The sequence below is a fragment of the Lentimicrobium sp. S6 genome (assembly GCF_013166635.1).
In the GTDB taxonomy this organism is placed as follows: Bacteria; Bacteroidota; Bacteroidia; order Bacteroidales; family UBA12170; genus UBA12170.
Map to the genome: position 1 here is coordinate 81,801 of NZ_JABKBZ010000007.1, position 15,240 is coordinate 97,040.

The following is a 15,240-nucleotide window of genomic DNA, read 5'->3' on the forward strand; positions in this document are numbered from 1 at the left end:
ACCATTTTAATGATAATAAGCAGCAGTCCATTACAAGGTATCACAGATGATGTTTTTCGCTCAGTTCACCATGAAGTTTTTGGTGGAATAGATGAGTATTTTGGTCCCTATATTCGACTCGAAAGTCATAAGGATGCCAAAAATTCACAATTAAAAGATGCCTTATCTCCTTTAAATAAGTATTTGAACTATGTGCCTCAGATTTTAAGTAGTCATTCGGAACTAATTCTAAAAGAATCCGAAAGGTTAAAAGAGCTTGGACATAAAACCGTCAATTGGAATTTAGGTTGCCCCTACCCAATGGTGAGCAAAAGGAATATGGGTGCTGGATTATTAAACCAACCCGCTTTGGTGAAGGTGATTTTAGAAAATATTATGCCCCAAATGCCCATTGAAATTTCTATCAAATGTCGTATGGGTTTGGAATCGAATGAGGAAATATTCCCTTTAATTGATCTGTTTAATACCTTTGATTTGAAAGAAATCATCATTCATGCTCGAACAGCCAAACAAATGTATAAAGGCTATGCAAAGCCTAAGCTAGTTCTTCCATTAATAGAACAATCCAAGCATCCATTGGTTTATAATGGTGATCTTAATTCTAAAAAAGAAATCTTGAGTGTTCAAGAATTATTTGAAGGAAAGATAGAAAAGTTCATGCTGGGCAGAGGCTTGATTATGAAACCTCAGTTGGCTCTTTTGGCAAAAGGAAGTGAAGTTACAAACCTTAAAGAAAGCTTATCTTCTTTCCATCAAAAACTCATCAATCATTATTTAAACAAATACCAAGGACATCAGTTGGTACCTAAAATGAAGGGTGTTTGGGAATACCTAGCTCATAGCTTTGTAGATAGCCATAAAGTATATAAGTTGATTAAGAAATCCAAATCATGGGCTTCCTATACCAAAGCAACAGATCTTATTTTCCATCAATTTGAATTGGATGAATAAAGCTGTTCAAATAACATTGGCTTTAATTTCTGGTCTATTACTTGGAATATCGTGGCCAGAAATTACCGAACATTCTTGGCTGGTTGTTTTTGCTTTTGTCCCGCTTTATTATCTAATTGATAAAACCCAAAATGGAAATTGGAAGAATCTGTTTTTACTGAGTTTTTTAAGTTTTATTGTATGGCACCTCCTATCTGTTTATTGGATGATTCATTCTACCGTAATTGGAAGTATCAGCGCTTGGATCATCAATGCTTTCTTAATGGCTTCTGTCATTTCCTTTGGGCATTTCACCAAGCAAAAACTGAAAAAAGTTCCCATCGAGATTATTTTGAGCTTTTATTGGCTGAGTTTTGAAATTATGCATTTATTCTGGTCTTTATCATGGCCATGGATGGACCTTGGAAATGTTTTTGCCAATAACCCGAATTGGATTCAGTGGTATGAGTATACAGGAATTTATGGAGGCGCCTTTTGGATTCTCATCATTAATGGATTGATATTTAGATTTATTAAATCATTATTGAATCAGAAATATATAAAGACTTCCATATTTTTCGTTTCAACATCACTTGTGATTTCTCTTCCATTACTTCTCTCCTACCACTTGTTAAACCAAGAAACTCCACCTACCCAATCAATTGAAATTAGTGTCATACAACCCAATATTGACACCTATATTGAGAAGTTTAATGGCATGACTCCTCTAGCACAAAGTGAAAGAATCATTCATCAGCTTAATAGCAAAAAGACGGCACCTCTTATCGTTCTTCCCGAAACCGCCATTCCAGAAAATTTTGACGTCAGCAAAAATAACTACCCTAAAAGCATATCAAAATTATTGAAATGGACAAAAACCCATCACAAACAGCTCATTGGTGGATTTTATTCAAAAGATAGCCTCAACTATAACTCTGCCTTATATTTAGAGGAGGGTGAAATCATAAGTACCCGCCACAAACAAAAGCTTCTACCCTTTGGAGAAAGTATGCCCTTCGATTGGTTTTATCAAGTATTTCAGAAGCAAATAGAAAAAGATGGTGGCAATTCTGCGAGTTTTGGTAGAGATCAAGAAGCACGAGTTTTCGATTTAGCCTCTGCAGGGAAAATCGGAACTTTGATTTGTTTTGAATCTGCATTTCCCGACATCACTAGTGAAATGGCCAGAAAGGGAGCTCAGATTCTTCTAGTCATCACCAACGACGATTGGTGGCAAGACACACCAGGGCATAGACAACATTTTGCCTATTCCCGATTGAGAGCCATTGAAAACCGAAGGTTTATTGCCCGCTCAGCCAATACTGGAATTAGCGGGTTTATTGACGAGAAAGGTAATATTTTACAATCTACCAAATATAAAACTACAGATATCCTAAGTCAGAAATGCCAATTAATATCTAATATTACTTTCTTTAGTCAAAATGAATCTAAAATCCGATACTTCATCATTAGTATAGCTTTCCTTATTTTCCTTATGAGCATGAAAAAATATCATAAATCTTTCCAAAATGATAAGTCATCATTATAATTCTATATTTTTGCCAATCTAAATACGAATGAATGCGAAATATCTTTTTTTATGTCCTTATTACCTTAGCTTTGGGGTCTTGTGTGAAATATAGTCCATATGAGACTAAAGTTCCGTATGAGGAGAAATACAGCAATCATAAGAACCTCATTCAAGTTTTAGATCTTCCACCCAAAGACACCATATGTTTTTTGCTAACAGGAGATGTACAAAGATTTTACGACGAGACTCTAGATATGGTTGAACACGCCAAGCAAGACCAGGAAATCGACTTCATGGTATTCACTGGCGACATGACCGATTTTGGAGTATTGCAAGAATACGAAGCCATGAAAACAATATTCGACCGTCTTCCTTTCCCCTATCTGTGCTCTGTTGGTAATCACGATTTCAATTATAATGGAGGTCAAATATACTTAGACATGTTCGGTTCCTTTGACTATTCATTTATGCTTCAGGGCTTTAATTTTGTATTTATAAACACCAACGGTCGTGAATTTATCTGGGCCTCAAATGTACCAAATATCACCTGGCTTGAGGAACAACTTAAAGATACCGCCAATTATAATGGAGCTATCATTATAAATCATGTACCTCCAGACAATGTAGATTTTAATGAAGGCCTTTCTGATGCCTTTGTAGATGCCATCCATTACCCAGGAAAAACCATGATGCAATTAAATGGTCATAATCATGATTTCGCAAATTCTTTTCCCTATTATGGTGATATTCAATATATCAATACCAGTAGCCCACAGAAAAGATTGTATTTGAAAATTAAAATATGGAAAACAGCGAATAATAGAGCTGATTACTCCATGGAAAAGGTGGAGTTCTAGTATGAAAAAATATATTTTCTTCATAGCCTTATTAGGTCTTTTCCTTGTTACAAAAGCTCAAATTATTTATTCTGATACTTCCACAAAATGGTATCATATTGACCATGCCTCTCTTCAATATGCCGGTGGAATTGGATGGATAGCTGGAGGAATGGGTTTTGATTTTGTTAACGATAAAATAGCCATAGATTTCTTAGCTGGTTACCTTCCCACTGGAATTGGTGGGGTTCGAGTTTTTACCCTTAATTTAAAATCTAATTATAAACCCTGGCATTTCAGAGTAAATGAGAACTTGAGTATCGTTCCAATAAATATCGGTTTTATCAGCTCACATGCCATAGGAGAACAGTATAATAAAAACAAAAAGGGAATTTACCCTGAGGGATATTATTGGTGGCCTGCGAATAATAGGATTGGCCCCAGCATCGGCCAAAATTACTTTTTCACCATCACAAGTGGCAAAAGAAGAGTTGTTGAAATATATTGGGATCTGAGCTGTGATGATTTTGGACTTTATACTTATTTCGATAATAAAACGGTAAAACTCCACCATATTTTCAACTTCGACCTAGGTTTTAAATGGTATTTTTAAGACACTGGACTTTAATCAATCATAGATTACTCCGTTGTCTTCTTAAAAACTGTTAAGTTTTTCTATAATATCATAACAAGCCCATAATTTCAATTTAGAATAATTCTACATAAATTCTTTTTTTGTATATTTGCAACGCATTTGGATTATTACCATCTGGTAATCGATCCACACAAAATAATAAAGAAATAAAATGGCAAAATTTGAAATAATCATGCCCAAACTGGGCGAAAGTATCATAGAAGCAACAATTACAAAATGGCTCAAAGTTGAAGGAGATTCTGTAGACGAGGATGATGCCATTCTTGAGATTGCTACCGACAAAGTAGATTCTGAAATTCCTTCTCCTGTAGAAGGTAAAATCATTAAAACCCTCTACGAGGAAGGAGATGTTATTGCTGTTGGCGAAGTAATAGCTATTATAGCTATGGATGGCGATGAAGAAGATGATGACGAAAGTCCAGAAGCTAATACAGCAGCTCCTGCCGCTGCAGCAGCTAGCATTGAAGCGGAGATTGAAGCCGTTGCACATGTAGAGGCGGGTGACTTTTCTTCTTCTGATAAGTTTTATTCTCCATTGGTGAGAAGCATTGCAAAAACTGAAGGAGTAAGCTTAACTGAATTAGACAATATTGCAGGAAGCGGCAAAGAAGGCCGAGTGACCAAACAAGACCTCCTGAATTATCTAGAAACCAGGAATAATGCCCCAAAAGCTGAAGCTAAAACTGTAGCTACACCTGCTAGTCCAGCTCCAGCTGCTGTTAAAACTATTTCTGCACCGGCTGTTAGTGCTGGTTCTGGTGATAGAATTGAGCAAATGGACAGAATGCGTGGATTAATTGCTGACCATATGGTGATGAGCAAGCAAGTTTCTCCCCATGTGACTTCATTTATTGAAGCCGATGTGACTAATATCGTCAATTGGAGAAATAAGAATAAAGATGCATTCATGAAAAAAGAGGGCGAGAAAATTACCTTCACTCCCATCTTTATTGAGGCAGCTGCAAAAGCATTGCGTGACTATCCAGGAATCAATACTTCAGTTGATGGTAGAAATATAATTTACAGAAAAAACATAAATATAGGAATGGCTGCTGCACTTCCTGATGGAAACCTAATTGTTCCTGTCATTAAAAATGCAGACCAGAAGAATTTAGTAGGATTAGCAAAATCGGTTAATGATTTAGCCGGAAGAGCTCGTACCAACAAGCTAAACCCTGATGACATCAGTGGCGGAACATTCACCATTACTAACTTTGGTAGCTTCGATAGCCTTACCGGAACCCCTATTATCAATCAGCCACAAGCTGCTATTTTAGGAATCGGTGCTATTGTTAAACGACCAGTAGTTATAGAAACTCCTCAGGGAGATGTAATTGCCATTAGAAGCATCATGATTCTTTCTTTGGCCTACGATCACCGTATTGTAGATGGTGCTTTAGGTGGAATGTACTTGAGAAGTTTAAGAGATTATCTTGAAAACTTCGATATGAATTTGAAACTCTAATATTTATATTTATTATACAACCGGAAGTTAAGACTTCCGGTTTTTTTATGCCCTTACTGATATTCATAGCATTTGAGAACTGCTTAGAATCATCACAAAACTCGTGCAAGTTCGCCAAAATCCTAAATTAAAAATTAGCGTTCCTCTTCTTTTACATTCTTCATCAACTAAAACAACAATACCAAACCCACCCCAAAATCAAAATAAGCAGTCTTTCTATCTTTATAGCTCAAATCACCAGAAGAAGAATAGAAGCCATAGCTCAAATCAGATTGACTATAATCAGCAAATAAAGATAGAGCCAAACAAGAGCTTAATTCATATTTAAAACTGACACCAGCTTTAAAAGCAAAGGATCGAGCTTTTGAGGAGGTGATTTTATAATAAGACTCTCCGAGTAGGTATAACTCTTGCTCAAAAAGCTGCCATGGGCTTTTGCCAAACATCATGCCGCCCAATAGCTTGGGTTCGATGGTTAATCTATTTATCACATTAATGGAATAATAAAAGCCCACCAAAGTGGTCATCATTTTATAAGGATCAGACCGAACATATAATTGATTTAATAATATGGCATCCTCCATCTTTTTATTAGCAATACCAATAGCATCTACCGAATGCAGGCTATAAGTAATATCTGCGCCAAAGCCTATATTCTTATAAACATACCATGCTCCTTCTGCCCCAAGGCTTATTCCTTCCGTGGTAAAACATCCCTTTTCTAAATCATATGCTGCATAGTCTCCCACCGGCATAGAGTAACTTCCTTTTAAAGTAAAGAATGATTTGGCTTCTTGGGAATTTCCAATGGAAATCATAGAGAGAAAAAACAAAATGAGGAGGCTATATTTCATAATTTGTGCTTTTATGGAGCTAAGGTAGGGATATTTTAGATTTTCTATTTCCAGTAAAATTGTTTTGCAAATTGTGTTTTAAAATGCAGCGTTTCAAACAAAACTAAACTATTAGTTAAAAATATTTCCTAATAATTTTAGAGAACCCAACCATATATATTACAAATGAGACAAGCCAGTTATTTTTTTGTAATACACCTAAACTTAATAGTTTATTTTCATACATTTGCTCCATAAACTATCGATTCAATAATAAAAATCATCATGAAAAAACTAAACCTATTATTTGTCTTATTTGTAATAATGACATCTTGCACCAAAGACGAATGCACCGACAATGAAACTGTAGTAACAAACAGTGCAGCTATCTCCGTAAAAATTATAGATAATAATCAACATGCTGTGGAAAATGCCGATGTGGAAATTTTTTCCTCTTCCTCTCATACTCTTGTAAGTAGTACAACTGGTAGTAGTGGCATTATTGATGCAGGAAAATTGTTAGAAGGTGAATACGGATGTAGAGCGAGTTCACAATTAGGAAAGTTGAAATATTCTATTGAAGAGTATTTCCAAGTTATTTCGGGTGAAAACAAAACAATTGAGGTGAACCCATATTCTAATGCTGGAACTGTTAATATTTCAATAGTTAATTTTGAGACTTATCCCAATATATCAATAGCGTTAATTCCTCACCCTAATTTCACAAACATAGAATATAATTTTGATGATTTACTGGCTGAAGCTTATTTTACTGGGACTGCTAACGAAAATGGCTTTTTAACATTTGAAAATATTCCTGCAATGGAGTATGGCAGTAATGTATATAGCATTATGGCTTATTACGATAACACAACTTGGTATTATCCCGATATTAACAATTCTTATTATTTATACAAAGATCAGGAAATTGATGTAACTTTTTATGTATACTTTTAACATTTCTAATTAAAACAATAAAAACAGGTATAGCCCTAATTTCTACACCTGCTTTTATAGCTAAATTTTCAAAAGTGAAATTATTCTGTTATATATACATAGCGCATTAGATCGCCTTTATAATCTCTTTCAAGAATTATCTCTTTATATTTAAGTTGCTTGATATGGTAGGTATCCCATGAATTTATATCTAAAAAACTTCTAATTTCTATATCTTCTTTGTTATTTGCCCATCTCCACTCACTGGTATAATCGTTTGTAACTACAGATCCGTCACTATTATTATAAGTTGCGGTTATCAAGTAAGAACCATCTTTTTCTAATTTCATATACAAACTTTTATTGCTGACCTCCTCAACTTCACCATTTCTATACATTTCTTTACTCTTCCATGTTTGGCAAAGCCTTTTTTCTTTGGAGCGTAAACTAATTGCCGGGCCTTCATCGTATTTTTTGCAGGCACCAATTGTTAGAATTAATAGTATTGATATTAAACTGTTTTTAAGAATTGTTTTCATATTGTTACTTATTATCGTTAATAATATTTATTACCATATTGAGTTAGAATTTCTGATCTTTTTGTAATAAAGTATCTTGTTTTTTTATATTTAATTTTTTCTTCAGGTAAAAAAAATATTTACTTTATGGCACTTTAATATCTGACATACCCTTTGCCATATTAGTGATGAGTTACGGAAAATAAATCATCCAGTTTTGCTTAGCTAAATCTTGTTTACTATATTCCCTTCTTTCAATAATTCTGTAATCACGTTTAGTTGATTCCCATCCATATTTGGCAATTGTATCAACATTAATAAAAAAAACTATTAAGGTGTCATTTTTGAAAACCTCACTAAACCTATCCTCCCATGGATCAAAACTATCAATAGATAATCGCTCCCCCGGATTTATTAAATTTACATCATTATAATTTCCGATTAACGATGTGTCAGGGTGTAAAACACTATTCTCTCTATAAACGATATAATTACTATTATTTACAGTCCAAATTGAATACAATCTATCAGGTATTAGCTTTTCGCAGCTGATAAAATTCAACGCTATTACGATTAATACAATTTTTATTATAGTTTTCATTTTACAGTAGTATTAATGGATTAAATAATAAAAACCAATTCCAATCTATTTCATTATAATCTCTTGGATATTGTGATGGAGAATCTCCAACCTGATAAGTTGGGGTAAAAAAAGCTTGTCCAAACTGGTTAGCATTTATTTCAAACCAAGTTTTATTATGGTCATGTGTTATTGTGTTAGTTTCATAGTCAAAAATTCCACTTAAACCACTAGGAATTCCTACGGAGTGCAAATACATTGGACCTATTAGTTTACTTTGAATTGTGTGACCAAATTCATGAACAAATAAAGGATCTTGTTTGAAATCCTGTCTTATACCCCATCCATTTATATATCCTCCTAAAGTTACACCTTGTCTTTGACCAGGACCATTTACTAACGTATATCCTATGCCATTCTCAACATTTGATACTTCTCCATTCAAATTTCTATAATGGGCTAAATAATTGCCAGCAATAGCCTGTGGTGACTCAAAAGCAGGGATATTGTTCATCATTCCAAGATCAATAGCAAATGCATTTTTTGTAAGTTGAGTGGTTTTGCCATTTTTTACAAGATCATAAGCTAGTGTTGTTAATGAAGTTGTCGACATGGCTGTTGCAGTTTGTATATTAAGTGTTGCAATAACAGGATCCCAAATAAAACTGCAGCAGAGCTTAGTGCACCTCCAGACAACACATCACCCAAAGCACAATGCCACCATTTGTTTCCAGTTGGATCAGTATATTTCAGTGGATTATTCATCACATAAGAGTACCTATTAAAGCTTTGTGAATAACCGGGAGCTTGCACATAAGGATCAGGGCTAAGGAATCGTGCAACAACAGGATCATAAACTCTTCCATTCATATTGATTAGATCAAAATTATCTAAATGTTCGTGCATAGTATATCCTCTATCAAATATATAATCGGGTTCAGTTCCATCTTCAAATGCTTGCCATGTTAAAGGATCTATTCTGTTTCCAAATGGGTCAAAACTTAATTCCTGTTCAATATTTCCTTCTTCATTCAATATGCAATGAACGCTTCCCAGGTGGTCGTGGGTTAAGAAATACCATTTATCTGTATTGTTTTTGGATTCTTTAACCGCTATTGTACCAGCTGGAGTGCTAATATAGCATAATTCTCTCTCTATCCCGTTTGTTATTTCTTTTTCGTACAATCCTCCAATAAAGTATTTTTCTTTAATAATACCATTGGTTAAAGTAGCTTTTTGGTATAACCTTTGATCGTCCATACCATATTTTATTTCCAAACCGCCAATTCCCGCTAGCGCGGATTTGCAATCCGTGCGTCATATAACACTGTTTACCATATCATTAAACATAAGTCTTCAATTCAGGCGTTTCCAATATAATATCTAAAACGCTCGACAAACAGCATAATTCCGTGCAGAGCTAAACAAATAATTCTCTGGTTTTTCAACAATCATATCTTGAACTGGGTTTTGGTGAATATAATTCAATTTCTCATAAAAGAACTTTGTGGTATATATAACTTTAGAATGATTACCACTTTGCCATAATTTATATTCTTGTTCTCGCTTTAAATGCTCACAGTATTTTTGCAATAATGGCAATAGCCATTCTCGTCTGCTTTCTGGCTCATCCTCTATCTGTCTCACAACCAACCGTTGTCATTGTTATAAAATAGGCTTTATCTGGCTCGTGCGTTTTGTATTTATCGGACATGAATCAAAGATAGAAATTTTTATTGTTGGTTTTGGCTATGTTATACGCACGGATTACAAATCCGCGCTAGCGGGTGCCCTTATACGTGATTTTAAAAATAAACACGCTTACGCTAAATAAAAAACCCGGACGATGCCGGGTTTTATTGTAGATATATGCCAGTCTTTAATTAGCCTGAAACCAGCAATTTTTTTAATTCTTTCCAGTCACTTTCCATCAAAGCATCTTTTCTGATTATTGCAATTAACTTTCCTTTATTAGTCAAATGAATAATTCCATTTTCACTTATTTTAGATTCAAGTTCTTGAATAGAAAAATCAATAGGCTTTCTTTTAAAAAATGACTTATTAAAAAAAGTGATATAGATTTTGTTATCCTTAATCTCTATTTTCTCTGGCTCATTTCTATTGATAAAAAACACAACAAGCAGACCAGCAAAGACAATCAAGGCACTAAACATGTACCGAAATGTAATGTCTATGCTCAAGGTAATAAAGATAATTAGACTTATTATAAGCCCTATAACAATTAAATAAAGGAAGCCTTTGTTTAAAAAAGCTGGTTTAAATTTTACATCCATACTATTAACAGTTTTATTATCCTGATTTTCAAGCATATTTTTAGTTTGTTATTTGTCATCATTTATAAGGTGCTGCTGATATCTATCAACTCTATCTTGATTATATCCTGTTTGCTGTTCATTTGTTAATGTGTTCCAATAGTCTGGATCAGAACTCTTCAAATGCTGACCTAACACTAAATCAATTCCATTTCCATTTTCAGACTTGCTATTTGATTGTGTTGTTTGCTTGGAACTAGTATTAGTACCAGTACTGCTATTGTCATTGTTAACAATGTTATCAACTGATATTGCAATGTCAACTCCCAATGCAACTTCCTCTATTGCTGTTTGTGGGTTTGCTGTAGCAATATTAATGCCTAGGTCAAGAGCAGAGCCAGCATTTCGTAATTCATTATTTTCGTTCCCCATTAATTTATCTCCTGCCATACCAGCCGTTTCTCCTGGACCCGTTGGAATATTTTGTGCCGTTCCATCATCTTTAATTCCTGCTGCTATCATACCTATTCCAACTCCCATAGTAGGAACCCCAGTAACTATTGCTGCACCTCCTGCATACTGCCCAACTCCTGTTGGAGTTGAAGCCATAGCAACTCCGCCTATCACCGAAGTTAATCCGCCAACAACCATCGCCGAACCTTTCATTATTGCTTTCCAATCAGTAAATCCATATAAGTCAATATTAATAATCGGATTGTTTAAAACATATGCATATGGTGTCCAATCATAATGACGATCATACATTGGGTCAATAACGTGCCAACGGGCGATCTGCGGATCATAGAACCTCGCCCCATAATCGTACCAACCCAATTCAAAATCGGTCTGCAACTCTTTTCCGTTGTAAAGATATTTATTTTTGGGAGAATCAGTGGTGTTTTGATAAGTTAATTCATTCCCTAAGCTCATACCAAAGGGATAATAGCTTTGGTCTTGTAATATATCTCCCGTTTGGGAGAACATCACTCGGGTATTGCCAAGATGATCCTTTAGGGCATATTCGTAGTTATAGCCTCCTCCTGCATTGGGTACTAAACGGCCTTCGCTGGTTTGGATAAATTGTAGCTCTAAGTCATTGGTGGTTTCATAAACGAAAGTCCCTACATAGTCAGTAGTGATGTTTTCTGCGGCATTACCTATGGTTTGTTTTCGTAGCTTATTGCCTGTGGCTGTGTAGATATATTTAATTTGCTTGCTTTCGTCTCTTTCAATATTAATTTTAGTTGGCAAGTTAAGGTGGTTATAAGAAATACTTGATATTCCTTTGTTTTCATCCAAAATCATATTGCCATTGGCGTCATAATCATAATCGATAGTGTAATTGGCAACACCTTCATTAAACCCAAATGAATTATAATCTCCTGTGGCAAAATCTGTTACTCTTTTTAATTGGTTTCCATTATAGGCATAGAACAAATCATCAATTTCACCTACTGTTTCATTTACTATCCCATTGCGTGAGAGGTGGCTGATGTTTCCATTTTTATCGTAAGCATAAGAAGTGGAATAGGCTGCATTAATGGCATAGTCTGCCGCTGTTAGTCGGTTTAGAGCATCATACTCAAACTCGTATTGCTTTAAATCTTCATAATACTCACTACTCCACGATACAGAACTGATGTTTCCATTAAACTGTGGATTGGTTCCTGTTTCATAATCCAATTGCATGGCAAATAAATCATTGTCTAAACTATTGGGATTATTAATTTGGGTTAACCATCCTCTGATATTGTATTTATAATCTATTTGTTGTAGGCCGCCATGGAGTTTCTTATGGCTTAAATGGCCTAGCTCATTATATTTTTGCTTTAAAAATCATCAACTCTAAATAAATATTTACTTATGAATTTTATAACAACACCTAATAAATTAACAAGACAGCATATCCAAAAGTAATTACATATCATCCAACGAATATTCTGAATTTAGATCGTAATAAAAGGTAAAATAAACATCTCTAATTTTTTCTTTTCCGTCGAGAGAATACAATTCAAGTTGTAATAAGCCAGTTAACAAGTCATTTTCAATATCTGATTTATTGTAACTAAATTCTAATTCATTCTTATTAGATTTAATAACTCTAGTTGTATCCTTTAACATATTTTTTCCATTGGAAAAACATTCAACATTCAATTCTCCAAGTAATAGATTAATATTTGTTTTATACTCATTATATGCTGTACCCAAAAAAACCACATTCAATTTAATTACTCCTGAAGTCTGACTACTTACTTTAAGTACATCATAATAAAATGTCAAAGAATCAATTACATTCATATTCGTATCATATATAATCCTACCCTCATAATCAAAAGCAGTATCGTTCCTTACAGGATAAATCTTACACTCTATCAATTTTGGATTTGAATACTCTTTGTAATCTTTAAATAGAATTTCTATTCCTTTGACAGATAGTATTTCATTGTTTATATCACCTTTCTCAGTAAAATCCTTTCTAACTCCAAATTCTATTCCTTTTTTGAAATTACTTGTTCTCTTAATATTACCATTTGGATAAAACGTAAAAGCCCTTCCGTTTACTAAAAAATTCTTCAATTCGTACTTAGCCTTTTTATTACCCACTCTATCATATTCAACAATTGTAACATTACCAAGACTATCATCTTCAAATGAATTGAAAAATCTTTCTGAGCGGATAACTTTGCTTTCTGAATAGTATTCAACCTTCTTCAATATATCGCCCTCATTATTGCAAGCATTGAATACAATTATTATTATAATTAATTTTAGATATTTTGACATAATTTACTTTTTAGCTTTAGGATCAGGACCCCAACTTTCATTCGTATAACGTTCTCCACCAAGAGTATCTTTTGTTTCCCTGTCAATATAATAAATCGGACCAATCATTATATTTGAATCCAAATGACCATAATATTTAATATAGATTCTACCTAGCACATCTACTTTAGAATGATAATCTTTTTCAGGCACTTTCCCTTTTCCAGTAGTTTCCTCCTTTACTTTCTCATCAGATACAGGGACTGGTGGCTCTTCTTCATTCTCAGGGGCTCCAATCATCTTATCATATATAGATCGTAAAAACATACCTAAGTCATCAGATAAATTCGGTATACCATGTGGGTTCCAACTCAAAAATTCCATAAGCGCATCTAAATCAATGGATTTAGAATCATATTGTGATTTGCGACCTCCAAATTCCCTCGCTTTTTTCGAATATAGCACATATCCATCTGAAAACAAAGTATTACTTTCGTTATTAGCCACAATTTCAACCTCCTTAAGCAGTATTAAAGTATCAGCATTATCCGACTGTTCCTTATAATACATTGCAAATTCTTTAGTATTTAAATAACCTGAATATTCACCTAATTGATGAGTCTGTACAACTTCCATTAATCCAGATGGGTCGGAATATTTTATAGGGTTATTATAGCCAAACCTGTAGGGAGTCCAATTAAAAGCATACTCAGCTAAAGGATCTATTGTAGTAAACCTCCCCAAAGCGGCATCATAAAACCGTGCTCCATAATCATACCAATCTAGTTCGAAATCCATTTGCAACTCTTTTCCGTTGTAAAGATATTTATTTTTTGGAGAATCATCGGTGTTTTGATAGGTTAATTCATTTCCTAGGCTCATACCAAAGGGATAATAGCTTTGGTCTTGTAAAACTTCACCTGCCTCGTTAAACATCACTCGGGTATTGCCTAAATGGTCTTGTAGGGCGTATTCGTAATTATAGCCTCCTCCTGCATTGGGTACTAAACGGCCTTCGCTGGTTTGGATAAATTGAATCTCTAGGTCATCGGTGGTTTCATATACGAAAGCCCCTACATAATCGGTTGTGATGTTTTCTGCGGCATTACCTATGGTTTGTTTTCGAAGCTTATTGCCTGTGGCTGTGTAGATATATTTTATTTGCTTGCTTTCTTCTCTTTCAATATTAATTTTGGTTGGCAAATTAAGGTGATTATAAGAAATACTTGATATTCCTTTGTTTTCATCCAAAATCATATTGCCATTGGCATCATAATCGTAATCGATGGTATTATTAGCCCCATTTTCATTAAATCCAAATGAATTATAATCTCCAGTGGCAAAATCGGTGACTCTTTTTAATTGGTTTCCATTATAGGCATAGAACAAATCATCAATTTCACCTACTGTTTCATTTACTATCCCATTTCGAGAGAGGTGGCTGATGTTTCCATTTTTATCGTAAGCATAAGAAGTGGAATAGGCTGCATTATTGGCATAGTCTGCCGCTGTTAGTCGGTTTAGAGCATCATACTCAAACTCGTATTGCTTTAAATCGTCATAATACTCACTACTCCAGGATACTGAACTGATATTTCCATTATACTGTGGGTTGATTCCTGTTTCATAATCTAGTTGCATGGCAAATAAATCATTATCCAAATTATTGGGATTATTTATGCCTGTTAACCATCCTCTGATATTGTATTTATAATCTATTTGTTGTAGAGCGCCGTGGAGTTTCTTATGGCTTAATTGGCCTAGCTCATTATACTTTTGGTTGGAAATCTCCACTTCATCTTCTTCGTTAATTTGATGACTTGTTTCTATTAAACGCTTGCCATGGTCGTAAGTGAAGCTTTGTTTAATTTCTATTTCCTCTCCATTGGCAGTGTGTTGCTCCACTGTTTTGAATAGGTC

The 15,240-nt window shown here is 34.3% G+C and carries 16 protein-coding genes; 6 read left to right on the top strand and 10 right to left on the bottom strand.

What is annotated here, in order from left to right; translation table 11 throughout:
• Positions 1-9 precede the first annotated feature (9 nt).
• The 5 genes from HNS40_RS04630 (at position 10) to HNS40_RS04650 (ending at position 5,417) form a co-directional block, all read left to right on the top strand.
• Positions 10-951: a tRNA-dihydrouridine synthase family protein gene (locus tag HNS40_RS04630; RefSeq protein ID WP_172278156.1), complete on the top strand. Its 942-nt coding sequence runs from the start codon at positions 10-12 to the stop codon at positions 949-951.
• Entirely contained in the window at positions 944-2,479 is a 1,536-nt protein-coding gene (lnt, locus tag HNS40_RS04635) for an apolipoprotein N-acyltransferase (RefSeq protein WP_172278158.1), read from the top strand. Before HNS40_RS04630 ends, lnt begins: the two co-directional genes overlap by 8 nt.
• Positions 2,480-2,511: 32 nt before the next feature.
• A complete protein-coding gene (locus tag HNS40_RS04640; protein ID WP_172278160.1) occupies positions 2,512-3,318 on the top strand; it encodes a metallophosphoesterase in 807 nt (268 codons plus the stop codon).
• Between the two features lies 1 nt (position 3,319).
• Positions 3,320-3,910: a hypothetical protein gene (locus tag HNS40_RS04645; RefSeq protein ID WP_172278162.1), complete on the top strand. Its 591-nt coding sequence runs from the start codon at positions 3,320-3,322 to the stop codon at positions 3,908-3,910.
• Between the two features lie 193 nt (positions 3,911-4,103).
• Positions 4,104-5,417 carry a dihydrolipoamide acetyltransferase family protein gene (locus HNS40_RS04650; protein ID WP_172278164.1) on the top strand — a complete coding sequence of 438 codons (1,314 nt, stop codon included), beginning with the start codon at positions 4,104-4,106 and terminating at the stop codon, positions 5,415-5,417.
• Between the two features lie 167 nt (positions 5,418-5,584).
• On the opposite strand, the gene HNS40_RS04655 is transcribed toward HNS40_RS04650, so the two are convergent.
• Positions 5,585-6,271 carry a hypothetical protein gene (locus tag HNS40_RS04655; protein WP_172278166.1) on the bottom strand — a complete coding sequence of 229 codons (687 nt, stop codon included), beginning with the start codon at positions 6,269-6,271 and terminating at the stop codon, positions 5,585-5,587.
• Between the two features lie 264 nt (positions 6,272-6,535).
• Between HNS40_RS04655 and HNS40_RS04660 the strand changes: the two genes are divergently transcribed.
• On the top strand, positions 6,536-7,207 hold the full coding sequence (locus HNS40_RS04660) for a hypothetical protein (RefSeq protein WP_172278168.1): 672 nt from the start codon (positions 6,536-6,538) through the stop codon (positions 7,205-7,207).
• Positions 7,208-7,287: 80 nt separating this feature from the next.
• Here the strand turns inward: HNS40_RS04660 and HNS40_RS04665 are convergent, their stop codons facing one another.
• From HNS40_RS04665 to HNS40_RS23655, 9 genes are all read right to left on the bottom strand, one after another.
• Complete coding sequence (locus HNS40_RS04665; protein WP_172278170.1) at positions 7,288-7,725, bottom strand: hypothetical protein; 438 nt, start codon at positions 7,723-7,725, stop codon at positions 7,288-7,290.
• A gap of 172 nt (positions 7,726-7,897) precedes the next feature.
• Positions 7,898-8,305: a hypothetical protein gene (locus HNS40_RS04670; protein WP_172278172.1), complete on the bottom strand. Its 408-nt coding sequence runs from the start codon at positions 8,303-8,305 to the stop codon at positions 7,898-7,900.
• A 1-nt stretch (position 8,306) separates the two neighbouring features.
• Entirely contained in the window at positions 8,307-8,897 is a 591-nt protein-coding gene (locus HNS40_RS04675) for a hypothetical protein (protein WP_172278174.1), read from the bottom strand.
• On the bottom strand, positions 8,879-9,544 hold the full coding sequence (locus tag HNS40_RS04680) for an RHS repeat domain-containing protein (RefSeq protein ID WP_172278176.1): 666 nt from the start codon (positions 9,542-9,544) through the stop codon (positions 8,879-8,881). The genes HNS40_RS04675 and HNS40_RS04680 overlap by 19 nt, the downstream gene beginning before the upstream one ends.
• A gap of 123 nt (positions 9,545-9,667) precedes the next feature.
• A complete protein-coding gene (locus HNS40_RS04685) occupies positions 9,668-9,931 on the bottom strand; it encodes a hypothetical protein (RefSeq protein WP_172278178.1) in 264 nt (87 codons plus the stop codon).
• Positions 9,932-10,167: 236 nt separating this feature from the next.
• Positions 10,168-10,614 (bottom strand): hypothetical protein, encoded by a 447-nt coding sequence (locus HNS40_RS04690; protein ID WP_172278180.1) that lies wholly within the window; start codon positions 10,612-10,614, stop codon positions 10,168-10,170.
• Between the two features lie 12 nt (positions 10,615-10,626).
• A complete protein-coding gene (locus HNS40_RS04695; protein ID WP_172278182.1) occupies positions 10,627-12,246 on the bottom strand; it encodes an RHS repeat domain-containing protein in 1,620 nt (539 codons plus the stop codon).
• A gap of 228 nt (positions 12,247-12,474) precedes the next feature.
• Positions 12,475-13,341, bottom strand: a complete 867-nt coding sequence (locus HNS40_RS04700; RefSeq protein WP_172278184.1) for a hypothetical protein — start codon at positions 13,339-13,341, stop codon at positions 12,475-12,477.
• Between the two features lie 3 nt (positions 13,342-13,344).
• On the bottom strand, positions 13,345-15,225 hold the full coding sequence (locus HNS40_RS23655) for an RHS repeat-associated core domain-containing protein (protein WP_172278186.1): 1,881 nt from the start codon (positions 15,223-15,225) through the stop codon (positions 13,345-13,347).
• Positions 15,226-15,240: the final 15 nt, after the last annotated feature.

What these genes read in the sequence shown, in the direction of transcription:
- HNS40_RS04630 (WP_172278156.1), top strand. Translation starts at nt 10, where the DNA reads ATGATAATAAGCAGCAGTCCATTACAAGGTATCACAGATGATGTTTTT.
- lnt (WP_172278158.1), top strand. Translation starts at nt 944, where the DNA reads ATGAATAAAGCTGTTCAAATAACATTGGCTTTAATTTCTGGTCTATTA.
- HNS40_RS04640 (WP_172278160.1), top strand. Translation starts at nt 2,512, where the DNA reads ATGCGAAATATCTTTTTTTATGTCCTTATTACCTTAGCTTTGGGGTCT.
- HNS40_RS04645 (WP_172278162.1), top strand. Translation starts at nt 3,320, where the DNA reads ATGAAAAAATATATTTTCTTCATAGCCTTATTAGGTCTTTTCCTTGTT.
- HNS40_RS04650 (WP_172278164.1), top strand. Translation starts at nt 4,104, where the DNA reads ATGGCAAAATTTGAAATAATCATGCCCAAACTGGGCGAAAGTATCATA.
- HNS40_RS04655 (WP_172278166.1), bottom strand. Translation starts at nt 6,271, where the DNA reads ATGAAATATAGCCTCCTCATTTTGTTTTTTCTCTCTATGATTTCCATT.
- HNS40_RS04660 (WP_172278168.1), top strand. Translation starts at nt 6,536, where the DNA reads ATGAAAAAACTAAACCTATTATTTGTCTTATTTGTAATAATGACATCT.
- HNS40_RS04665 (WP_172278170.1), bottom strand. Translation starts at nt 7,725, where the DNA reads ATGAAAACAATTCTTAAAAACAGTTTAATATCAATACTATTAATTCTA.
- HNS40_RS04670 (WP_172278172.1), bottom strand. Translation starts at nt 8,305, where the DNA reads ATGAAAACTATAATAAAAATTGTATTAATCGTAATAGCGTTGAATTTT.
- HNS40_RS04675 (WP_172278174.1), bottom strand. Translation starts at nt 8,897, where the DNA reads ATGTCGACAACTTCATTAACAACACTAGCTTATGATCTTGTAAAAAAT.
- HNS40_RS04680 (WP_172278176.1), bottom strand. Translation starts at nt 9,544, where the DNA reads ATGGACGATCAAAGGTTATACCAAAAAGCTACTTTAACCAATGGTATT.
- HNS40_RS04690 (WP_172278180.1), bottom strand. Translation starts at nt 10,614, where the DNA reads ATGCTTGAAAATCAGGATAATAAAACTGTTAATAGTATGGATGTAAAA.
- HNS40_RS04695 (WP_172278182.1), bottom strand. Translation starts at nt 12,246, where the DNA reads ATGCAATTGGATTATGAAACAGGAACCAATCCACAGTTTAATGGAAAC.
- HNS40_RS04700 (WP_172278184.1), bottom strand. Translation starts at nt 13,341, where the DNA reads ATGTCAAAATATCTAAAATTAATTATAATAATAATTGTATTCAATGCT.